Raw genomic sequence first — 22564 nt, 5'->3', positions numbered from 1 at the left:
CCGCTTTCAAAAAAAAATATTTATGAGTTTAGATCGAGTAATTTCAATTTCAGGAAAACCTGGTTTATTTAAGTTAATAACACAAACACGTGGCGGATTTGTTGCTGAATCACTAATTGATGGCAAACGAATTTCAGTAAGCGTTCAAAACAACGTAAGTGTTTTAAGTGAAATTGCTATTTACACCTTAACCGAAGAGGTGCCCCTGAGACAAGTTTTGGAAAAAATTAAAGAAAAGGAAAATGGGCAGCCCACCAGTGTGAAACCTAAAGACAGTAAAGACAAGTTGGAAGAATACTTTTTTGAAGTATTACCGGAATACGATGAAGATAGGGTTTATGCCAGCGATATTAAAAAAGTATTGCAATGGTACAACTTACTGCAACAGCATAATATGCTGGATGCTCTTGAGGAAGGCAGCAAGAGTCCTGCGGACGAAGAAGAATAAAATAAATATAAAAAGCTCCTGCACAGGGAGCTTTTTTTTTGTATAAGTTTATAAGGTTTTAAAAAAGGCCTTTATAAAGCTCCAAGATAATAGAGATTTCATGATTTTTAGTTCTTCAATAAAAGTAGATTCTTCATCTAAAAATCGAAATATACTTTGTATAGCATTTTTTTTGTAAAACTGTTGAAATAGCCATTCGCCTTTATTGTTTTCGTCCTTTAAAACTTTTAGAAAAACTTTGTCGTAAAATTTAAAACGCTTTTTAAATAAGTCTTTAGAAGGTAGCCTGTTATACTTCAAATTTTCTACAATTTTGGCCACTTTCTTTTCGGTGTGTTTAAATGAATACCCTGTAGAACCTTTTACCCATCCTCCTGCGGTGCCAATTTTTGTAATGTTTTTTGAGTTTGACTTTTCAAAAGGAAAACTCGTCATGGGAATATTGCCAACTTCAGTTTCAATAATTGAATAGTTGTCAATTTTTAAAAAGTCATTAATGTACGTTTTTATGAATGAATCATATGTTTCATCTGATACAATTTGTTCAGTAAAATAGGTGAATTCAACCAAAGCTTCAGTTTTTGAAAATGGCAAGACATAAGTAAACGTGGTTTGGTTTTTATCTTTTAACCTATAATCCATCATAGTGAAAGACGAATCATCAAAACAATCATTTTCCGTTTTTATAATCCAACCTTTAAAATGTTGGGTTATTGAAATGGCGGTTTTTGATTTTGGTGAATAATTTTCAGTTATTCGGCTATCAAAAACATGTGAGGCAGAATAGGTGTTATTTTGCGTAGTTATAGTAACTGTTTTAAGCTCTTCAACGTCTTTAACCTTATCTGTAAAAAAGTGGAAGTTCACACGTTTTCTTAGTTGGGTTTTGGCATATGAATAAAAATCAATCGCACGAAGAGTTTTGTAGCTATATGGATAAAAATCTAGAGAAATTTCCTTTTTTGAGGTTATTACAGAGGCTTTTCCCCATGATTTGTAAGCCAAGTTATCCCATTGAGATTGCCCTGTTTCCCAAAAGCTCCAAGTTTTGTCGTTTTCCTTTTTTTCAGAGGGGTCTATTAATGCAATTTGTTTGTCATTGAAAAAATGATCTTCACTCATTTTTAAGGCCAATTGTAAACCTGCCAATCCATTTCCAATAATGATATAATCGAAATGGGTATTTTTAGCCATTAAAAATTACTGTTTATTGAAATATTTAAAAGGAACGAAAAGCATTCCAAAGCACTCGCCATCTTCTTTGCCCAAGTGTTTGTGGTGAATTTTGTGCGCCCGTCTAACTCCTTTGGCATACCAATTATTGGCATTTCTGAACATTTTAAAACGTTGGTGGATGAAAATATCATGCACAATAAAATAAGAAACACCATAGGCGAAAATGCCCAATCCTATGGGTAAACCTGCCCAAAATGAGGTGTATTTCCAAAGTAGAAAAAAGACAATGCTTACCACCGCATAAAAGATGAAAAAGGCATCGTTACGTTCAAACCAACTGTCATGGTCTTTATTATGGTGGTCTTTATGCAAGCTCCATAAAAAGCCGTGCATAATGTATTTGTGCGTAAACCATGCCATAAATTCCATAAGGCAATAGGTAGCTAAAAAAATTAATATCCAGAATAAAGTATGCATGCTTATAATTTACATTAAATTTAATTGATATTTCACATAACTGCGCATTAAAAGCTCTATTTTTTTTGGATTGGAAACACGTATTCTGGAATCTTTTATCTTTAAGGCAGGGGTTTTTTTGAGCTTTTTCAATAGCTGCCTGTAATATCTGTAGGCCATAAAAACTCCAAACTTGGCTTCAATGGGAAGTTTTTTTATGCCGCACAAGCCTTTTTCAAAATCAGTCTCAATATCATTTATAATATCTTGTTTTGAGGATTCATCTAAGTTTTTCAAATCGGTATTTGGGAAATATGTTCGGTCTAATCCTTCAAAATCGGCTTTTAAATCGCGAAGGAAGTTCACTTTTTGGAAAGCGGAACCCAAAGCCATAGCGGTATCTTTAAGTTCATTATATTTTTTTATGTCCCCTTTCACAAACACTTTCAAGCACATAAGACCAACCACATCGGCAGAGCCATATATGTATGCCTTAAACTCCTCTTCGTTTAGATATTTTGTTTTGTGTAAATCCAATCGCATGCTGTCCATAAATGCATCAACCAAAGATTTGTCAATGTTATACTGGTGGAATGTATGCTGAAAAGCATTCAATATCGGGTTGAGGCTTATTTTATTTTTTAAGGCCAACTCTAAATCATCTGAAAACCTGTTGAATAGGAATTCTTTGTCATAGCCGTGAAATGAGTCTACAATTTCATCGGCGAAACGTACAAAGCCATAAATGTTGTATATATCATTTCTGATGGATTTATAAAGCATTTTTGTAGCCAAAGAAAAGGACGTGCTATATGTTTTGGTCACCAACTTACTACTGTTGTATGATACTGTGTCGAATAATGCCTTCATACTAAAATGGGATGATGTTTAATTACTAAATCAGCTACTAATTTTCCTGAAATTAAGGATGGTGGAACACCTGGGCCAGGTACCGTTAATTGTCCTGTAAAAAATAAATTTCCAGCTTTTTTGCTTTTCAACTTCGGGCGTAAAAAGGCAGTTTGCATCAACGTGTTGGCCATGCCGTAAGCATTACCACGGTAGGAGTTGTAATCTTTAATAAAGTCGTTGATACAAAAACTTTCTTTGAAAATGATATGGTCTCTTACATTTTGTGATGTTAGGTCTTCAAAACGTGTTATAATTTTTTCAAAATACTTTTCCCTCAATTCATTGGTGTCCTCTAAGCCAGGAGCAAGTGGAATTAAAAAAATACCCGCTTCATTACCTTTTGGTGCTGCACTATCATCCGTCATGCTTGGGAAACTAGCATAAAATAAGGGGTTTTTGGGCCATTTAGGATTGTCATAAATCGCTTCGGCATGTACATCAAAATCTACATCGAAAAATAAAGTGTGGTGATTTACATTTTTAAGTTTTTTATCAAAACCAACATAGAATAGCAACGACGATGGTGCAAAAGTTTTTTTTCTCCAATAGCTTTCTGAGTATTGCCTGAAGGGTTTCTCAAGAAGACTTTCGGTATGGTGGTAGTCGGCACCACTAACTACGATATCTGAATAAAACGTTTCACCATTCGAAACCAACCCTTTGGCTTCACCGTTTTCAACCATGATTTTTTCAATGTTGGCTCCTGTTTTAATGGTTACTCCAAGTTCTTTGGCCAATTTTTCTAAAGCCAATATAACTTGATACATGCCTTTTTTCGGGTGAAAAGTTCCTAAACCAAAGTCGGCATAGTTCATAAAGCTGTAAAAAGAAGGTGTATCACTGGGTTTTGCACCTAAAAATAAAACAGGAAATTCTAATATTTGAATCAACCTTTCATTTTTGAATGTCTTGCGAACATCCTGTTTGATGGTGCTAAAAAATTGATTTATTTTCTTTATTGTCGCAGGTGTTATCAGTTCTAAAGGTGAAACACCTGGATTATAGACCAAATCTTTAATGGCAATGTTGTAATTGCTCTTGGCTTCATTAATGAATTTTCTCAGTTTTTTAGAACTACCCGGTTCTTCCTTTTCAAAAGCTTTTTCAATTTTTTCTAAAGTGTCTTCAATGGTGATGAAATCATTTTTCCCGAAATAAACACTGTAGGCTGGATTTAGCTTTTCAAGAGTGTAGTAGTCGGAAGGTTTTTTTCCAAAGTCAGAAAAAAAGCGTTCAAAAACATCTGGCATCCAATACCACGTTGGGCCAATGTCAAAAGTAAAGCCTTCTTTTTTTAACTGTCTGGCACGTCCACCAATGGTTTTGTTTTTTTCAAAAATGGTCACATCGAAACCCACTTGCGCTAAATAGCATGAAGCCGCCAAAGAAGAAAAACCTGAACCGATTATATTGACTGTTGTTTTCATAATGTCTAACAAATATAATAAAAAGTTAAACAAAAAGAAATAATCAGAGTGTTTTTACCAGATTTTCAATGGAATTAAATATTTGCACATTTTTAGGAGCATCGGTGAAGTTAACATCTGCAAGTTTTTTTCCTAAAACCAAAAAGTTGGTATTGCCCTTTTTAAGCAGTAAGTCGCTAAACTCATCAATGTAAGTTTTGATATCATTTGTTTCAGGATAAACTGTAAAATAGGAAATGAAAGTGATGTCATCAAAAAATTCATGTAAATCTGTCAAGCTTTGCATAGGTACACTTTCTCCTAAGAAAATAGTATGATAGCCCTTGCTGCGCAACTGGTAATTAATGAACAACAGGCCTATGTCGTGTATTTCATTTTCAGGTAAAAACAACACGAATGTCTTAGAAGCTGGCCTAGGCTCTAAAATCTGAAGCCGCTCTATATTTAGAAGAATTTTTTGTTTAATGTGAACTGATAGAAAGTGCTCATGGGCCGGTGTAATCGTACCCGTTTGCCATAAAAGGCCAATTTCATTAAGCAAAGGAAGAAAAACCGAATAGAAAATTTCACTAAATGTTTTATTCTCCAAAAGGTTGTTATATGTGCTATAGAATAAAACTTGGTCGAAATTTATCATAGCCATTTTAAGTGCGTTTATGGCATGGTCTTCAACTTTGGCTCTAGAGGCAATTTCTCTGACCTTAACGGGAATTTCATCTTCTTTTAAATCAGCAATTTTAGAAATTTTGAGCCCATTGTTGTTTAAATATGATATGTTCAACAGCTTTTGAAAGCTATTTAAATTATAGCTACGGATGTTTGTATCTGTCCTGTTTGGCTCAAGAAGATTATAACGCTTTTCCCAAATGCGAATGGTGTGCGCTTTAATTCCAGTAAGATTTTCTAAATCTTTGATACTAAAATTAACTTTAATATTGTTCATCAATATTGTATTTAAGTTAAACAAAAATAAATATAATTATCGAAAAATCAATAAAATTTAGAAAAATAAAGATTTTCATGGTTCTTTATTCAGGAAGTTTTTCAACAAAAAAGGAGTAGAAATAATCGAGGTAAAGTGCGCACGAGAAGATTCGAACTTCCACATCCTAAACGGATACTGGCCCCTCAAGCCAGCGCGTCTACCAATTCCGCCACGTGCGCTTTAAATTGTGCTCTAAAATAAAAAAAGTTAAGCAATTTTGCTTAACTTTTTTGTGACCGGGCTGGGGCTCGAACCCAGGACCCTCTCCTTAAAAGGGAGATGCTCTACCAACTGAGCTACCAGGTCATTAATTGTGCTATCGTACTCCCGTTAGCGGGTGCAAATATAAAACCTATTTTTAATTAAACAAGGCTTTTTTTGAATAAATTTTCGTTTTTTTGCCCCAGTAAATGGGTATGTTTTTAATAATCAATTTATAACAATTAAATGATCATTATACTAATAGGGTATATGGCTTCTGGTAAGTCTACCATAGGGGAAATGTTGGCCAACAAATTGAATTATCGTTTTGTTGATTTGGACCATTTTATTGAAGAAAAGGAAAATGGAACGGTAAGTGAAATTTTTAAGAAAAAGGGTGAGGTTTATTTCAGAAAACAAGAGGCTTTATACTTAAAGGAGTTGCTAAAATCCAATGAAAACATCATATTGGCAGTTGGTGGCGGTACACCTTGTTACAGTGGCAACATGGATTTAATATTGGATACCGAGCATGTTAAGAGCATATACCTAAAAGCATCTTTGAAAACGCTCGTTGATAAGTTGATGTTAAAGAAAGCAACTCGCCCTCTAATTTCCCATATTGAGACTGAAGAAGAAATGACCGAGTTTATTGGTAAGCATCTATTTGAGCGCATACAGTTTTATAACAGAGCTCAAATACACATAAACATTGATAACAAATCGAAAGATGAAGTTGTTGAAGATATTATTTTGAAGCTATTCTAAAATGGCTTTATAATCTTTTCCTTCTAATATTACATCAACATGTTCGTGTAGCGAAGTCGACAAAGAAATACCTTTAAAATCGGCTTTTACTGGATATTTTTTGTGGTTTCTATTCACTAAAACGGCTGTTTTGAATTGTTTTAAAGGCACGTTTAAAAAATGCTTCACTCCGTAAATCAACGTTGTCCCCGAACTCAATACATCATCAACCAACACCACAGATTTATTTTTGTAGTCTTCTTCCGGAATTGAAGTTTTTACATCATGCCACGGATTTTTTTTGTCTATGCTCACCTTGCAGAGTATTGGGTTTATATCTGATATTTTTTGAAGCACTGTTTTCAATTTTTTTGCAAATACATAGCCGTTTTTGTCAATACCAGCGAGTATTACTTCTTTTTCATTAACGTTGGTCTCGTATATCTGGAAAGCAATCCGTCTAATTTTGTTATTGATTTCTGTATGTGTTAGAATAACGTTGTTACTTACGGTCATGTGTTTTGTGTAAAAATTAAGTTATAAAATTACCAATTTTCCTCAGTATAATCATCAATATCTCGTCTATCTTTTTTGGTGGGTCTGCCCGTGCCTTTTTTTCGGTAATAATCCTTAGAATATTTTAAAAGTTCTCTAGCTTCAAATTGCTCTTTGGGTGTGTTATCTGTTCTATAAATATCAACAAGCTTCGCCCCAACTCTGCTTTCTGGAATATCATTTACCGTGAGTTTATAATTTATCTGGTCTTTTCGCAATTCAATAACATCGGTTGGGTAAACCTCCCTGCTGGGTTTTGCAACATCATTGTTTACTTTAACCTGTCCTTTTATACAAGCCGTGGTGGCAATACTTCTGGTTTTGTAATATCTGGTACACCATAAATACTTGTCTATTCGCATACAATTATTAATAAAACTACGTTAATGTTTTTGCGCAAGATTGTAATTAAATTGTATCTTGCGACCTCAAAAATAAGGAATAATAAAGATTCCTAAAATGAAATGGTGTTTCTAGAATTTTGAAACGCATTTGAACAAAATCTACATGAGGAAAATTAATTGCTTAAAAATGAAAATAAATAAATTTTGTCTCCTTTTTATCGGGTTGATTCTGGGCTTTGTAAGCTGTAAAAAAGAGGATGATGGTTTTGATGTTGTTGAAATTGAGGTAAGGGATCGGGACGAACAGCAAGCTGCCGATATGGATTCTTTGGATAAATATTTAAAGGCCCATTATTACAATAAAAGTGCATTTGTTGGAAATTCAAACCCAAAGATTGCCGATTTAATAATCACGAAAATTACCGATGAAGTTATTTCCAGTGATGCAGATTCTTTATTGATTAATGCCGTTGGCCAACCAAAAACAACGGTTTATGAAGATACAGATTATGAATATTTTATTTTAACCTTAAATCAAGGAGGGGGTACGGCCCCGACTTTTGCTGATGATATACGCTTCATTTATGAAGGGTTTACCTTGGACGATGCTGTTTTTGATTCAGCTTTATTGCCAGTGGTTTCCGATTTGGCTCCTGGCATTCCAAATAAAAGTTTGATAAGTGGATGGGGTAAAGCAATGCCTTTCTTTAATACTTCCGAAAGCTATATCATTAAAAATGACGGCACGGTTGATTATGTAAATCCAGGCGTCGGCGTATTGTTTTTGCCCTCCGGGCTGGCCTATTTTTATCAATCTAGAACAGGCATCCCCGCTTATTCGCCTATTTGTTTTAAGTTTGAGCTTTATCAAACTTTTCAAAATGACCATGATGGGGATGGTATTCCCTCATATTTAGAAGATTTAAATAAAAATGGAGAATTACTTTCTGCTGATTTCACTACCGCTGACGACGATACGGATGGTGATAGTTTACCAAATTATTTAGATGATGATGATGACGGAGACGGTGTACCAACTATTGATGAGGACATTAATGGCGACGGCGACCCTACCAACGATATTGGCAAAAATGGCATTGCCAACTATTTAGATCCTGAGGAAACAGCCTCGAAGTAACCAAACCCTATTTTTATAAAACAAAAAAACCTCGCATCTGCGGGGTTTTTCTTTTTATGTCTCTTTAAAGGATGATGGACAAACTCAAAATTAATTGGTCTGGTCGAGTGTCCAATCTGTCGTTTACCGTTAAATTACTATTGATGAAAGTAGCTTCATTGTCATTAAAGCCGCGCTCGTACCTCAAGTCGATACCTAGTTTGTTGAAGTTCAATCCGATACCGAAATTTAAGCCTACCGTAAAATCGTTTTTCACATCATTAATCGCAATGCCATCAAACTCTGTATCTAATATGTATTGAAAAGCAGGCCCTCCAAAAACACTTAATGGTCCCAAAATCTTAGCTCCAACAAGTACAGGAGCATCTAATTTTTGCATTTTAAAAGTGTCGTTGTCATAATTACTTTTAGTGCTTGTATAAAGCAATTCAGGTCTTAAATAAAAGTCTTTGCCAATTTTTCCGAAAAGTCCCAAATGATACCCAACGTTACGGTCTGGGGTTTTTGAATTTGCACTAATAGATTCAAAATAATCTCCGTTAGCATTGTAGTTTAAGCCGCCTTTAAAGCCAATGCCTTGTGCTGTTTGTGCAGAAATTGTTGATGGAATTAATGTAACCAGTACTAAAAAAAAGAATAGATTTTTAACCTTGACAACTTTAGATTTTCCATTGCCATTTAAGTTTTTTGAATTTCTCATAATGTTCGTTTTAAGATTTGGATTATAATATCAAAAACGTTGCCAAACGTTTATTATTTTCTTTTCATTAAAGTAGCTATCATTTTTCAGTTATTTATCTTTGCCCTCCAAGTTGTGAGAAATATGAAATTTGAATTACACGCAAAAGACGCCCAAAGTGAAGCAAGAGCAGGTACCATAATGACCGACCATGGTGCTATTGAAACACCCATATTTATGCCGGTTGGTACTGTGGCATCGGTTAAGGGAGTTCATCAGCGCGAACTAAAAAACGATATAAATCCTGATATCATTTTAGGGAATACGTATCACCTTTATTTGCGTCCACAAACCGATATTATCGAAAAGGCTGGGGGACTTCATAAATTCATGAATTGGGATAGAAATATTTTAACCGATTCTGGCGGATATCAAGTTTACTCACTTTCGGCAAACAGAAAAATTAAGGAAGAAGGGGTTAAGTTTAAATCGCATATAGATGGAAGCTACCATGTATTCACTCCAGAAAATGTCATGGAAATTCAGCGTTCCATAGGGGCAGATATCATTATGGCTTTTGATGAATGTACACCTTACCCTTGCGATTATAATTATGCCAAGCGTTCCATGCACATGACGCACCGTTGGTTGGATAGGTGCATCAATCACTTAGAAAAAACACCGTTGAAATACGATTACAATCAGGCTTTTTTCCCAATTGTTCAGGGCAGTACCTACAAAGATTTACGCATTCAATCGGCTGAATATATTGCAAATGCAGGAGCCGCTGGAAATGCTATTGGTGGTTTGTCTGTTGGGGAACCTGCAGAAGAAATGTACGCTATGACCGATGTGGTATGTTCTATTTTACCCGAGGATAAGCCCAGATATTTAATGGGAGTGGGTACACCAATAAATATTTTAGAAAATATTGCGTTAGGGGTAGATATGTTTGATTGCGTTATGCCAACCCGAAATGCCAGAAACGGCATGTTGTTCACGGCAAATGGTACCATAAATATTAAAAATTTAAAGTGGGCAGAAGATTTTTCACCAGTTGATGAAATGGGCATTACTTTTGTTGATACTGATTATTCCAAAGCGTATTTACGTCATTTATTTACGGTAAATGAACGTTTGGGTGCACAAATAGCCACCATACACAATTTAGGATTTTATTTGTGGTTGGTTCGCGAGGCGAGAAAACATATATTAGCAGGAGATTTCAAACCGTGGAAAGAAAAAATGGTAAAACAAATGAGTAATAGGTTATAGTGAAAATTTTAGATTGGTACATACTAAAGCGCTATTTGTTTACATTTTTTATGATGTTGCTGCTATTTATTCCTATCGGTATTACAGTGCATCTTGCGGAAAAAATTGGTAAAATCCTTGAAAATGAAGTACCGATAAATGAAGTACTGCTTTATTTTTTGGATTTTACAATATATTTTGCTCATTTATTGTTTCCATTGTTTTTGTTTTTATCCGTTATTTGGTTCACTTCAAAATTGGCCAATAATACTGAGGTTATAGCCTTTTTGAGCTCTGGTGTATCCTTTACGCGGTTTTTAAGACCTTATATGATAGGGGCTTCAATAGTGGGTATATTAGCCATAGTTTTAGGTCTATATCTGGCGCCTAAGGCTAGTGAGGGTTTTAATGATTTCACATATAAGTACTTTAAGAGTGGAAGGAGTGCCACTGAAAATACCGATGTGTTCAGGCAAATTAACGACAATGAAATTATTTATGTCAGCAGGTTCGATGTAAAAAATAACACTGGTAGCAACTTCACCTTAGAGCATTTTGACGGAAACAAACTCGAGTATAAAATATCAGCAAGCAGCATAAAATATATTGAGGAAGATACTTTGTACAGGCTAACAAACTATGTAAAAAGAGATGTGGGCGCTAACGAAGATGAACTGGAAATTATACGGCAAAAAGACACCTTATTTGAATTTGATGTAGATGATTTAATCCCGGTTATTTATGCAGCAGAAACCAAAATGTATGGAGATTTGAAACAATTTATCGCCAAGGAAGAAGCTCGAGGTTCTTCAAATGTTGGTCGGTTTAAGTTGGTTTTGTTTAGAAAATGGAGTTTGCCTGTTTCGGTTTTCATTCTAACAATTATTGCAGTAGCCGTTTCTTCAATAAAAAGAAGAGGGGGTATGGGCGTAAATCTGGCCGTTGGAATTTGTATCGCCATGGTTTTCGTTTTTTTCGACAAGATTTTTGGTGTTATGGCAGAGCAATCTGATTTTTCCCCTATAGTTGCGGTGTGGTTTCCTAACTTCATTTTTGGTATTTTAGCGGCTTACCTCCTTTATAATGCCAAGCGTTAAGTTTAAAAATTATTTACACCTTCATTTTTTAGTTTTTATAGCTGGTTTTACTGCTATTTTAGGTGAGTTGATAACCATCAAGGCCGTGTCTTTGGTCTGGTACAGAATGGTCATTGCTTCTATATTGATGTTTGTTTTCATAAGAGTCACGAAAGTTAAATTGAAGATTAGCCCAAAATCTATTTTAAGGTTTGCAATTGCCGGCGTCATTATAGCGTTGCATTGGATTACTTTTTTTGGGGCTATAGACGAATCTAACGTTTCTATGACACTTGCCATGTTTTCAACAGGTGCTTTTTTTGCGTCAATCATTGAGCCAGTTGTTTTTAAAAGGCGGATTGTTTGGTACGAAATTCTGTTTGGCATTCTTGTAATTTTGGGTGTTTTTATAATTACCCAAAGTGAAGTTCAGTATTTAACCGGAATAATTTTAGGAGTTTCATCAGCTTTTTTTTCATCCTTGTTTGCCGTTTTAAACGGAAGTTTTTTAAAAAGACATTCGGCAACGGTTATTTCATTCTATGAATTTTTAAGTGGAGTGGGGTTCATTTCACTTTACATATTATGTTATGGCGAAGGATTTTCACATGACTATTTTAAACTTTCTACGTCAGATTTCATATATTTATTCATTTTAGCTTCAGTTTGTACGGCCTATGCATTTATTGCTGCGGTTTACATTATGAAAGTCATTAGTCCGTATACGGTTGTGCTAACCTATAATTTAGAGCCACTTTACGGTATAATTTTGGCTGTTTTATTGTTCCCGGAAAAAGAAAAAATGAGCACAACATTCTACTATGGGGCAGCTATAATTTTAAGTGTAGTATTGTTAAACGCGTACTTGAAAAACAGAACAAGGCTCAAAGCCAATCGTTTCTAAAGGACAAGCATTTGTATTTTCTATTTCAGAAACTGTATCGCAATAAATTCTCTATTTAGGATTGTTTCTAATTTCAAAACAAAATAAAATATGTAATTTTGTGAACTAACTAATTTTAAAAGCCAAAACAAAATTCTTATGGAATATTTAGAATTTGAACTCCCCATAAAAGAACTAGAAGAGCAACTTCAAAAGTGTAAAGTGATTGGTGAGGAAAGTGAAGTAGATGTTACCGAAACCTGTAAACAGATTGAAAAAAAATTAGCAGCGGCGCAAAAGGATATTTACAAGAATTTATCTGCATGGCAACGTGTACAATTGTCACGGCACCCAGATAGGCCTTATACCATGGACCACGTTCGGGCCATTTGTGGAGACACTTTTTTGGAATTGCATGGCGACAGAAGTTTTAAGGACGACAAAGCCATGATAGGCGGTTTAGGTAAAATTGGCGACCAAAGTTTTATGTTTATTGGGCAACAAAAAGGTTACAATACAAAGACCAGACAATACAGAAATTTTGGTATGGCAAATCCAGAAGGGTATAGAAAGGCACTTCGATTAATGAAGTCCGCCGAAAAATTTGGTATCCCTATCGTAACCCTACTTGATACTCCCGGTGCATATCCAGGGTTAGAGGCAGAAGAAAGAGGTCAGGGCGAAGCTATTGCCAGAAATATTTTGGAAATGACAAGGTTGAAAGTGCCAATTATTACCGTGGTTATAGGCGAAGGCGCTTCTGGAGGTGCATTGGGAATTGGTGTGGGCGATCGTGTTTTAATGTTGGAAAATACATGGTATTCTGTAATTTCGCCAGAGTCTTGCTCATCAATTTTATGGCGCAGTTGGGAATATAAGGAACAGGCAGCAGAAGCTTTAAAATTAACCGCAGCTGATATGAAAAAGCTTAAATTGGTTGACGGAATTATAAAAGAGCCGCTTGGTGGGGCACACAGGGATAGGGAAAAGACTTTTAAGTTAGTGAGCGATGCTATTGTGAGAAATTATGAGGAACTTAAAAACTTATCACCAAAAGATTTGGTAGGCCAACGCATGGAAAAATATGCGAATATGGGCGTTTTTAAAGACTAATTTTTTGAAAATCATAACAATTGATAAATCCGAAGTTTTAGGCTTCGGATTTTTTATGCCTATTCACAATATTTTTAAGTTATTAACAGTTAATTTGTTAACTGTTTGTGAACAATCAAAACCACGAGAAACCTCCAAAAACGTTTCTTTTTATTTACTTTCGTAGTTATGAAACAACCCAACCAGCTCCAAGGATATAAAGTCGATAAAAGTACCCTAATTAGTCTAGAAAAAGGAAAGATGCCGCCACAAGCTCTTGATTTAGAAGAGGTTGTGTTGGGAGCCATGATGATTGATAAGAAAGGTGTTGATGAAGTAATTGACATTTTAAGCCCAGATGCTTTCTATAAAGAAGCACATCAGCATATATTTGAGGCAATTTTCCAATTATTTGAAAATAGTGAGCCCGTAGACTTGTTAACCGTTTCGGCGCAGTTGAAAAAGAATGCCAAATTAGAACTTGTTGGAGGCGATTTTTACCTTATTTCGCTTACACAAAAAGTATCTTCTTCAGCGCATATAGAATTTCATGCCCGCATTATTCTTCAAAAATTTATTCAACGAAGTTTGATTAAAATTTCAAATGAAATAATTGAAGACTCTTACGACGAAACCAAGGATGTTTTCGATTTGTTAGACAAAGCAGAGGCTAAGCTCTATGAAGTTACCCAAGGAAACATAAAAAAGTCTAGCGAAACTGCACAGGATTTAGTAATTCAGGCCAAAAAGAAAATTGAGGAAATCTCAAATAAAGAAGGACTTAGTGGTATTCCAACAGGATTTAACAAACTGGATAAATTAACTTCAGGTTGGCAACCATCCGATTTAATTATTGTTGCGGCACGTCCCGGTATGGGTAAAACGGCTTTGACGCTTTCAATGGCACGAAATATAGCCGTAGATCAAAATATACCGGTAGCTTTCTTTTCTTTGGAGATGGCTTCGGTACAATTAATTACCCGTTTGATTTCAAGTGAAACAGGGTTGTCTTCTGAAAAATTAAGGACAGGAAAACTTGAAAAGCATGAATGGGAACAGCTTAATGTAAAAGTTAAAGGTCTTGAACGGGCACCTTTGTTTATAGATGATACGCCGTCACTTTCCATTTTCGATTTAAGAGCAAAAGCGCGTCGTTTGTCGTCACAACATGGTATTAAGTTGATTATGATTGATTACTTGCAATTGATGACCGGTGGCAGTAGCCATGGAGGAAATCGTGAGCAAGAAATTTCTATGATTTCAAGAAACTTAAAAGCATTGGCAAAGGAACTAAACGTTCCTGTTATTGCGCTTTCGCAGTTGTCGCGTGCGGTAGAAACTCGCGGTGGTAGTAAACGTCCATTGTTATCTGATTTGCGTGAATCTGGTGCTATTGAACAAGATGCCGATATTGTGAGCTTTATTTACAGACCAGAATACTATAAAATTGATGAGTGGGATGACGAAGAACGCTCACCAACCGAGGGTCAAGCTGAGTTTATCGTTGCTAAGCACCGTAACGGAGGGTTGGATAATATCCGTTTGAAATTTATTGGGCATTTAGGTAAGTTTGATAATTTGGATGATTTTGATTCGCCTTTTGAATTCCATTCTAAAATGAATGTAGCGGCAAACGATGATACGTTTAAGTCAGATGATTTTAAGGCCAGTCCAGACCAAGCATTTGGAAGCTCGTTCAATGATGAAGACGATAATGACGTACCATTCTAAAATTAAACTCCTGTTAAACCACATTAAGTTAAATTATTTTTTGAGTATCTTTCGCTGAATTTAGTTGCTTAGTCATTTTTAAACAAGGGAGGACTAGGGGCTTCATAAATTTGCCTCAATTGAAAAGGATACTCATCATATTTCTATTTACTTTATTAGGATTTAAATCCTTTGCGTCCTACATTCTTTTGCCAATGGATGCCGAGACTCAAAAAAATCACCTCAAAGCTTACGGAATAACCTATTGGACACTTAGTAAACAGCTTAAGGTAAAATGGCTTCTAAATTACAGAGGTGGTTCATTTTTACTACCAGATACTGAAGCTATTCAACGGGAGTGCCAAATTAGGGGAGTGTCTTTTGAAGTAATTTCAAATGATAAGGCCGAGGGTATCCTTCAGGAAATTAGCAGTCCAAGTCAAAATATGGAGGCCGTTGTGCTGGAAAAAGCGCCAAAGATAGCAGTATATACTCCCAGTGGAAAATTACCGTGGGATGATGCGGTAACCATGGTTTTGCAATATGCTGAGATACCCTATGAAACTATTTACGATGAAGAAGTGTTGAATGATGGGCTTTTGGTTTTTGATTGGCTTCATTTACATCATGAGGATTTTACCGGGCAGTTTGGTAAATTTTATGCTCAATACCGGGCAGCTTCTTGGTACATTGAAGAAAAAAATGAAGCTGAAGCGTTGGCTCAAAAACTTGGTTACAGTAAGGTTTCTGAGGAAAAATTGGCAGTTGCAATTAAAATACGTGATTATGTAATTGGTGGCGGTTTTATGTTTGCCATGTGCAGTGCAACCGACAGTTTTGATATTGCTCTATCTGCAGTAAATGTGGATATTTGCGAACCTATGTTTGATGGTGACGGTAGCGATCCGGCGTACCAAAATAAGATTGATTATAGCAAAACCTTTGCCTTTACGAATTTTATTTTGGAACGTAGCCCTATGGTTTATGAGTTTTCTTCAATTGATATGACAAGAAAACGTATGATTCCAAGAACGGCAGATTATTTTTCACTCATGGAATTTTCGGCAAAATGGGATCCAATTCCAACCATGTTATGTCAAAACCATACGGCTTTGGTCAAAGGGTTTATGGGGCAGACAACATCTTTCACCAGAGATGAAATAAAATCTAATGTGTTGATAATGGGTGAAACAAAATCAAATGGTGAAGCAAAATACATTCATGGCATAAAAGGAAAGGGTTTTTTCACCTTCTATGGAGGGCATGATCCAGAAGATTACCAACATAGAGTAGGTGATGCGAAAACAGAGCTTGATTTGCACCCCACTTCACCAGGATATCGTTTAATTTTGAACAATGTTCTGTTTCCCGCTGCAAGAAAGAAAAAGCAAAAGACCTAAATTTCCACTTCTTTTGTTACTTTTTCAAAAGAATATACAAACCCATCGGCTCCAGAGCCACTAGTGGTAATATTTTGGTCAATTATTAGTTCTGTATCACTAATTGAATACGAACCAAATTCAGCCCCGTCAATATATATAAAATAGATGCCGCTGTTTACAGAAACGGAAAATGAATAGGTGCCAGACGGGAAACCATCTTGTTTAGTGTCGTTTGTGTTGTTATTTTGAATGCTTAAAGTACCGTTCACTTCATTAAATGACCAAATAACTGTGTCCAAATCAAATTGGTCGTCAATACCTGCGAGGCCACCGCTTGTATTAGTTAAGTGCCAAAAAACTATAGTTATCGTTCCACTTTCATTGTTGTTTCCATTATCTAAAGAACAATTAGAAAGCATAACAAAGCAGACCATTATTTTTATAAAATGATGTTTCATTGTAGTTATTGCATTTATATAACAGATGATGCAAGTTGAAAATGGTTGCGTAATAGAATTACAAAATAACTTTGATTATTTTTGACTAAAAATTAACATGTTATTTTTTCAAAAGGAAATTAAGTTAAAGTCGTTTTCAAGAGGGTTTCATCTTATATCAGATGAAATTGAGGAGGCCATGCCAGAATTAAACAAAATTAAAATCGGACAAATGCAGATTTTTATCAAGCATACTTCGGCCAGCTTGACCATAAATGAAAATACAGATTATACAGTTAGAACCGATTTTGAAAATCATTTTAATAAAATGGTTCCAGAAAATGCACCTTATTACAAACATACCTATGAGGGTTCGGACGATATGCCAGCCCATATTAAAAGTTCATTGCTCGGCGCTTCGTTACAAATCCCCATAACTAATGGTAAACTTAATTTAGGAATTTGGCAAGGCATATATTTATGTGAGCACAGAAATTACGGTGGTTCAAGAAAATTGGTTATTACCTGTTTTGGGGTATAAAAAAAACCGGCTCTTGTGAACCGGTTTTCTGTCTTAAAATTAGTCTTTTTGTTTAGGATCCATATAGAAAATGGAAATATGTTGCCCAGTTATTTCCAGGGAAATCACAACCATCTGCCCAAGCAGTTTCTTCACAATCACCTTCATCACAAGGAACTGGTATAGTGATAATCATAGACTGAGACTCTAATGGCGAAGGAATTAGTACAACAACCATCAATTCATCACATCCAGGAACAAAATCGGTTTGTTGTAAGGCCATATCTGTTAATTCTTGAACCCTGTCTGCGTTGTAAGGTTCAGTAGTAGGAGATGGAGATGAATTATCTTCTAGTAATTTCCAAATCGTTAATTGGATATCACCTAAAGTATAATTTCCGAAACCTCCTACACTTTCTGTTCCAATAAAGCCTTGGTTTAATAGCCAGTTAACTGCTCCCAGATTTTCAGGTATATCAATTACGCCACCTGGCAAGTTTTCATCGTATGATGAGTATGCTTCAAAATCTAAGCATAAAGCTGAAATAGACATATCGTAATCAACGCACCAACCACCGTATTCTCCGGCAAGTGATGACTCATTAATTGTAACATCAAAATAACTGTCATCACCTGTATTTGTTCCTTTTGGAGCAATACATACTGTTACTAATTCTTCAGGTAATTTAACATTGGCCAAACTTTCTGAATCTTGAGTAGACTTACAATTAACTACAGCATGGGCAGCAATATAGGTGCCTTTATCTCTCGGTACAACATAAGTTATACTTGAAACACAATCAAGGTTGTCATCACCATACTCAAAATGGCCATTTTTTGGATTTCCTCCACCACTCATAGGGAATTTATCTGGTGATTCTACAACGGATAAATGGGTTTCGGTAATGCAATACCCATTATTTGTTATATTGTATGTAATTTCGTAGTTCTCTCCATTGACCACCACGGTAACATCTCCAACGAGTATATGCTGTCCAGCATATAAATCTGTTTTGTCAAATACATTACATTCTTGTGTCAAGTCAAAAGCAACAGAACTTCTGTCTTTTTTGCCGTCTATTGCTGAGGTACTAAGGTTCAAACCGTTTTGGTCAGCATCAAGTAATGGTTCTGTTTCACAAGCAACACTTCCAAAAAGCATTGCAACGAAAAATATTCGAATGCAATAATTTGTAATTTTGTTTTCCATAATCATTTGAATTTAAAATTTTAAATTAATATCTATTTTAGAGGGATAATAGCTATGGTAAATTTATCTATTTTAAATATTGACTATTAGAAAGTTAGGTGTGAAGCAAAAATATTCGTTCATTTCATACTTAAACAATAGGGTTGTCAATGTAATGCTATTTTTAACGATGATTGGAAAATGAAATGGGATTTATTGAAATAAAAAATCCGACTCTTTCGAATCGGATTCTTTATTAAGCGAATAATATGTTTTACAATAGGCGATACGCCTTATTTTACTTTCTCTATTACGGCTTTAAAGGCCTCAGGGTTGTTCATCGCTAAATCTGCTAAAACCTTACGGTTTAGTTCAATGTCATTAGCTTTTAGTTTTCCCATGAATTGAGAATAAGATAATCCATGTTCTCTGGCTCCTGCGTTAATACGCGTAATCCATAAAGCACGGAATGTTCTCTTTTTGTTTCTGCGGTCTCTGTACGAGTATTGCATCGCTTTGTCAACCGCATTTTTAGCTACTGTCCAAACGTTTTTACGACGTCCAAAGTAACCTTTTGCTTGTTTAAGAACCTTTTTTCTTCTGGCTCTTTTTGCTACAGAATTTACTGATCTTGGCATAATTTTAATTGTTTTTTGTAGTAGGCGGCCAATAATTGACACTTTAATTGAGCCTAACTCCAGGGTTTATAAATTGATTTAACCGGTTAAAACGTTGTTACTTTAAACGTAACATGGTTTTAACATTGTCCTCATCTGACTTATCCACTAAGGTGTCATGAGTCAAAGAAAGTTTACGCTTTTTAGACTTCTTTGTCAAGATGTGGCTTTTAAAAGCGTGCTTTCTTTTAATCTTACCAGTGCCCGTTAACTTAAAACGTTTTTTGGCACTAGATTTTGTTTTCATTTTAGGCATTTTCTTCTCCTAGTTTATTAATTATCGCTTAATTATTGTTATAGTGCTGAACTTATTTCAGCATCTTATAATTTTATTTTTTCGGAGCAATAAACATGGTCATGCGTTTGCCTTCTAATTGAGGCATCTGCTCAACTTTTCCAAATTCTTCAAGATCTTGTGCCAATCTCAATAACAAGATTTGCCCTTGCTCTTTGAAAATGATGGAACGCCCTTTAAAGAATACAAAAGCTTTTAATTTTGCACCTTCTTTTAAGAACTTTTCCGCATGTTTCTTTTTAAATTCGTAATCATGATCATCTGTTTGAGGTCCAAAACGAATTTCTTTGATAGTTACTTTACTGGCTTTTGCCTTTAAAGCTTTATCGCGTTTCTTTTGCTCATAAAGAAACTTTTTATAATCCATAACTTTACAAACAGGAGGGTCTGCATTTGGAGAAATCTCTACTAAATCTAATTCCAACTCGTTGGCTATTCTCATAGCGTCTCCTTTGGTATAAATACCAACTTCAACATTGTCTCCAACAAGGCGCAGTTTTTGTGCTGTAATTTTAGAGTTAATCTTATGCTTATCCTCTTGTGAAACCCTTCTAGGGTCTTGTCTTCTTCTAATTGCTATGGCGTTATTGTTTTAAATTAAACTTAATTTATATTTTTTTTAAAACGATTTCAACGTTTTTTTAATGTCATCGTTAATTATTTGGCTGAATTCTTCTATTGAAATCATGCCTAAATCTCCTCCACCATGCTGACGCACAGTGATTTTGCTTTCCTGCTCTTCCTGCTCACCAATAATAATCATATAAGGGTATTTTTGCATTTCGGCTTCCCGAATTTTCTTCCCTATAGTCTCATTCCTGTGGTCAACAAGGGCGCGAATTTCGTCATTTTCTAGCAAATTTAAAACTTTTTGTGAGTATTTTTCATATTTCTCGCTAATTGACAGGATAATAGCTTGGGTTGGCATTAACCATAAAGGGAAGTTGCCTCCAGTGTGTTCAAGCAACAAAGCTACAAAACGCTCCATGCTTCCAAACGGCGCGCGGTGTATCATTACGGGTCTGTGCGATTCATTGTCACTGCCTTTATAGGTGAGGTCGAAACGTTCGGGTAAATTGTAATCTACTTGAATTGTTCCCAATTGCCAACGTCTGCCCAAAGCATCTTTAACCATAAAATCCAATTTAGGGCCATAAAATGCCGCTTCACCAGTTTCAATAACATAATCAAGACCTTTGTCGTTAGCCGCATTAATAATAGCTTGTTCTGCTTTTTCCCAATTACTTAGGTCACCAATATATTTGTCGGGATTCTCAGGGTCCCTTACAGAGACCTGTGCGGTAAAGTTTTCAAAACCAAGCGATCCAAAAACGTATAGAACCAAATCAATAACATCTTTAAACTCTTTGTCCAACTGCTCTGGTGTACAAAATAAATGGGCATCATCTTGAGTGAACCCTCTAACACGTGTTAAGCCATGTAATTCTCCACTTTGCTCATATCTATATACAGTACCGAATTCAGCAAAACGCTTTGGTAAATCTTTATAGCTCCATTGGCTGGTTTTGTATATTTCGCAATGGTGTGGGCAGTTCATTGGTTTCAGCAAAAATTCTTCATCCTCTTTTGGTGTGCAAATAGGTTGAAAACTATCCTCACCATATTTGGCATAATGGCCAGAAGTAACATAAAGTTCTTTTTGCCCAATATGAGGTGTAACCACCATTTCATATCCTGCTTTTTTTTGGGCTGCTTTTAAAAAGTTCTCCAAACGCTCGCGCAGTGCTGCACCTTTAGGCAACCAAAGGGGTAAACCTTGTCCCACTTTTTGCGAAAACGTAAAAAGTTCAAGCTCTTTACCTAGTTTTCTGTGGTCGCGTTTTTTTGCTTCCTCCAGTAATTCTAAATATTCAGTAAGCTCTTTTTGCTTTGGGAACGATATGCCATAAACGCGAGTAAGTTGAGGTTTGTTTTCGTCTCCACGCCAATAGGCGCCAGCTACACTAAGTATTTTAACCGCCTTTATTATGCCTGTATTGGGAATGTGTCCCCCACGGCATAAGTCTGTAAAAGTTGCGTGGTCGCAAAATGTAATGGTGCCATCCTCCAAATTTTCAATCAATTCAGTTTTAAAAGGATTGTTTTCATAAAGCGCCAAAGCTTCAGCTTTACTTGCTGAGCGCATTTTAAAGTCATGCTTTCCTCTGGCAATTTCCAGCATTTTGTTTTCAATCGTCTTAAAATCCTTTTCAGAAACAGAATGTTCCCCAAAATCTACATCATAATAAAAACCATTTTCAATAGCTGGGCCAATAGTAAGTTTCACTCCAGGGTACAATTCCTCTAAAGCTTGTGCCAAAACATGTGCAGAACTGTGCCAAAAGGCCGTTTTGCCTGCATCGTCCTGCCATGTATATAATATCAATTTACCATCGGTGGTCAATGGGGTTACGGTTTCCACAGTTGTACCATTATAATTTGCCGAAATCACATTTCTGGCAAACCCCTCACTAATGCTTTTAGCAACATCCATTGGTGTAACGCCGTTGTCAAACGTTTTAACACTCCCATCTGGTAAAGTTATATGTATCATTTTATAAATTGAAATTCGGCTGCAAAGATAATAGTATATGCAAACACATACAATATATATATAGGTATAATTTTCTTTGTATACAATAAGTATAATTTTCTTTTTGGCATTCCCACACGGGGCGGGCTTTCCGTTGCAAGTCCTCGCTCGTACCTCGCTGTGGGCTATCCACTTCAATCCCTAACGCAATGTTGGCCAAGTTAAATTTTTTAAGCATTAAGGATTGGATATTTGTCAGTTTTTTGTATCTTACACGTTCCCTCTGCAATGAAAAGCGGAAGGGTGATTTGGTTGATGTTGGTGTCTTTTTAAAACAAAAAACATTGGTAACCAATTTGTTACATAGTCCCAAAAAAAACGTTCAAAAAAAGTTCAAAAAAAGTATTGCGGAACTAAAAAAGGGTGGTATGTTTGCACCCGCAAAAAA

The 22564-nt window shown here is 35.6% G+C and carries 24 protein-coding genes and 2 tRNA genes; 10 read left to right on the top strand and 16 right to left on the bottom strand.

Going from position 1 to position 22564, the window contains the following annotated elements; all coding sequences use genetic code 11:
- Nucleotides 1-22: 22 nt before the first annotated feature.
- Complete coding sequence (locus WJN01_RS12535) at nt 23-448, top strand: DUF5606 family protein (RefSeq protein ID WP_445197503.1); 426 nt, start codon at nt 23-25, stop codon at nt 446-448.
- A gap of 48 nt (nt 449-496) precedes the next feature.
- On the opposite strand, the gene WJN01_RS12530 is transcribed toward WJN01_RS12535, so the two are convergent.
- From WJN01_RS12530 to WJN01_RS12500, 7 genes are all read right to left on the bottom strand, one after another.
- The gene (locus WJN01_RS12530; protein WP_445197502.1) at nt 497-1642 is read right to left on the bottom strand and encodes a lycopene cyclase family protein; all 1146 of its coding nucleotides are present in this window, start codon (nt 1640-1642) and stop codon (nt 497-499) included.
- Nucleotides 1643-1648: 6 nt separating this feature from the next.
- The gene (locus WJN01_RS12525) at nt 1649-2101 is read right to left on the bottom strand and encodes a sterol desaturase family protein (RefSeq protein ID WP_445197501.1); all 453 of its coding nucleotides are present in this window, start codon (nt 2099-2101) and stop codon (nt 1649-1651) included.
- A 9-nt stretch (nt 2102-2110) separates the two neighbouring features.
- Nucleotides 2111-2950, bottom strand: a complete 840-nt coding sequence (locus WJN01_RS12520; RefSeq protein WP_445197500.1) for a phytoene/squalene synthase family protein — start codon at nt 2948-2950, stop codon at nt 2111-2113.
- On the bottom strand, nt 2947-4419 hold the full coding sequence (crtID, locus tag WJN01_RS12515) for a bifunctional phytoene desaturase/3,4-desaturase (RefSeq protein ID WP_445197499.1): 1473 nt from the start codon (nt 4417-4419) through the stop codon (nt 2947-2949). Before crtID ends, WJN01_RS12520 begins: the two co-directional genes overlap by 4 nt.
- Nucleotides 4420-4462: 43 nt before the next feature.
- A complete protein-coding gene (locus WJN01_RS12510; protein WP_445197498.1) occupies nt 4463-5362 on the bottom strand; it encodes a MerR family transcriptional regulator in 900 nt (299 codons plus the stop codon).
- A 136-nt stretch (nt 5363-5498) separates the two neighbouring features.
- A tRNA-Leu gene (locus WJN01_RS12505) sits at nt 5499-5583 on the bottom strand.
- A gap of 54 nt (nt 5584-5637) precedes the next feature.
- Nucleotides 5638-5710: transfer RNA gene (locus WJN01_RS12500), tRNA-Lys, on the bottom strand.
- Nucleotides 5711-5851: 141 nt separating this feature from the next.
- Here WJN01_RS12500 and WJN01_RS12495 point away from each other — a divergent pair.
- Complete coding sequence (locus WJN01_RS12495; RefSeq protein ID WP_445197497.1) at nt 5852-6373, top strand: shikimate kinase; 522 nt, start codon at nt 5852-5854, stop codon at nt 6371-6373.
- Here WJN01_RS12495 and WJN01_RS12490 read toward each other — a convergent pair.
- Nucleotides 6365-6868, bottom strand: coding sequence for a phosphoribosyltransferase domain-containing protein (locus WJN01_RS12490; RefSeq protein ID WP_445197496.1), 504 nt, complete (start codon nt 6866-6868; stop codon nt 6365-6367). The genes WJN01_RS12495 and WJN01_RS12490 overlap by 9 nt on opposite strands.
- 29 nt (nt 6869-6897) lie before the next feature.
- Complete coding sequence (locus WJN01_RS12485; RefSeq protein ID WP_445197495.1) at nt 6898-7269, bottom strand: RNA-binding S4 domain-containing protein; 372 nt, start codon at nt 7267-7269, stop codon at nt 6898-6900.
- A gap of 169 nt (nt 7270-7438) precedes the next feature.
- On the opposite strand from WJN01_RS12485, the gene WJN01_RS12480 reads away from it, so the two are divergent.
- Nucleotides 7439-8389 carry an FKBP-type peptidyl-prolyl cis-trans isomerase gene (locus WJN01_RS12480; RefSeq protein WP_445197494.1) on the top strand — a complete coding sequence of 317 codons (951 nt, stop codon included), beginning with the start codon at nt 7439-7441 and terminating at the stop codon, nt 8387-8389.
- Between the two features lie 64 nt (nt 8390-8453).
- On the opposite strand, the gene WJN01_RS12475 is transcribed toward WJN01_RS12480, so the two are convergent.
- Nucleotides 8454-9089, bottom strand: coding sequence for an outer membrane beta-barrel protein (locus WJN01_RS12475; RefSeq protein WP_445197493.1), 636 nt, complete (start codon nt 9087-9089; stop codon nt 8454-8456).
- A gap of 123 nt (nt 9090-9212) precedes the next feature.
- Between WJN01_RS12475 and tgt the strand changes: the two genes are divergently transcribed.
- The 6 genes from tgt (at nt 9213) to WJN01_RS12445 (ending at nt 16483) form a co-directional block, all read left to right on the top strand.
- Nucleotides 9213-10343, top strand: a complete 1131-nt coding sequence (tgt, locus tag WJN01_RS12470) for a tRNA guanosine(34) transglycosylase Tgt (RefSeq protein WP_445197492.1) — start codon at nt 9213-9215, stop codon at nt 10341-10343.
- Entirely contained in the window at nt 10343-11419 is a 1077-nt protein-coding gene (locus WJN01_RS12465) for an LptF/LptG family permease (RefSeq protein WP_445197491.1), read from the top strand. Before tgt ends, WJN01_RS12465 begins: the two co-directional genes overlap by 1 nt.
- Complete coding sequence (locus WJN01_RS12460) at nt 11406-12302, top strand: DMT family transporter (RefSeq protein ID WP_445197490.1); 897 nt, start codon at nt 11406-11408, stop codon at nt 12300-12302. Before WJN01_RS12465 ends, WJN01_RS12460 begins: the two co-directional genes overlap by 14 nt.
- Nucleotides 12303-12440: 138 nt before the next feature.
- Nucleotides 12441-13394: an acetyl-CoA carboxylase carboxyltransferase subunit alpha gene (locus tag WJN01_RS12455; protein WP_445197489.1), complete on the top strand. Its 954-nt coding sequence runs from the start codon at nt 12441-12443 to the stop codon at nt 13392-13394.
- A gap of 168 nt (nt 13395-13562) precedes the next feature.
- A complete protein-coding gene (dnaB, locus tag WJN01_RS12450; protein ID WP_445197488.1) occupies nt 13563-15104 on the top strand; it encodes a replicative DNA helicase in 1542 nt (513 codons plus the stop codon).
- Between the two features lie 194 nt (nt 15105-15298).
- A complete protein-coding gene (locus WJN01_RS12445) occupies nt 15299-16483 on the top strand; it encodes an asparagine synthetase B (RefSeq protein WP_445197721.1) in 1185 nt (394 codons plus the stop codon).
- Here the strand turns inward: WJN01_RS12445 and WJN01_RS12440 are convergent.
- Entirely contained in the window at nt 16480-16923 is a 444-nt protein-coding gene (locus WJN01_RS12440; RefSeq protein ID WP_445197487.1) for a hypothetical protein, read from the bottom strand. The genes WJN01_RS12445 and WJN01_RS12440 overlap by 4 nt on opposite strands.
- Nucleotides 16924-17020: 97 nt before the next feature.
- On the opposite strand from WJN01_RS12440, the gene WJN01_RS12435 reads away from it, so the two are divergent.
- The gene (locus WJN01_RS12435; protein WP_445197486.1) at nt 17021-17443 is read left to right on the top strand and encodes a secondary thiamine-phosphate synthase enzyme YjbQ; all 423 of its coding nucleotides are present in this window, start codon (nt 17021-17023) and stop codon (nt 17441-17443) included.
- A 52-nt stretch (nt 17444-17495) separates the two neighbouring features.
- Here WJN01_RS12435 and WJN01_RS12430 read toward each other — a convergent pair whose 3' ends face one another.
- From WJN01_RS12430 to thrS, 5 genes are all read right to left on the bottom strand, one after another.
- On the bottom strand, nt 17496-18632 hold the full coding sequence (locus tag WJN01_RS12430) for a hypothetical protein (protein ID WP_445197485.1): 1137 nt from the start codon (nt 18630-18632) through the stop codon (nt 17496-17498).
- A gap of 272 nt (nt 18633-18904) precedes the next feature.
- Nucleotides 18905-19249 carry a 50S ribosomal protein L20 gene (gene rplT / locus WJN01_RS12425; RefSeq protein WP_109308747.1) on the bottom strand — a complete coding sequence of 115 codons (345 nt, stop codon included), beginning with the start codon at nt 19247-19249 and terminating at the stop codon, nt 18905-18907.
- 97 nt (nt 19250-19346) lie between these two features.
- The gene (gene rpmI / locus WJN01_RS12420; RefSeq protein ID WP_370478086.1) at nt 19347-19544 is read right to left on the bottom strand and encodes a 50S ribosomal protein L35; all 198 of its coding nucleotides are present in this window, start codon (nt 19542-19544) and stop codon (nt 19347-19349) included.
- A 73-nt stretch (nt 19545-19617) separates the two neighbouring features.
- Nucleotides 19618-20157 (bottom strand): translation initiation factor IF-3, encoded by a 540-nt coding sequence (gene infC, locus WJN01_RS12415; RefSeq protein WP_445197720.1) that lies wholly within the window; start codon nt 20155-20157, stop codon nt 19618-19620.
- 45 nt (nt 20158-20202) lie between these two features.
- Nucleotides 20203-22137, bottom strand: a complete 1935-nt coding sequence (gene thrS, locus WJN01_RS12410) for a threonine--tRNA ligase (protein ID WP_445197484.1) — start codon at nt 22135-22137, stop codon at nt 20203-20205.
- Between the last annotated feature and the right edge of the window lie 427 nt (nt 22138-22564).

Origin of the sequence: Tamlana sedimenti (assembly GCF_038148895.1) — a bacterium.
GTDB lineage: Bacteria > Bacteroidota > Bacteroidia > Flavobacteriales > Flavobacteriaceae > Tamlana.
Note: the sequence above shows the minus strand (reverse complement) of the source record. Positions and strands in the feature narration are given on the sequence as shown.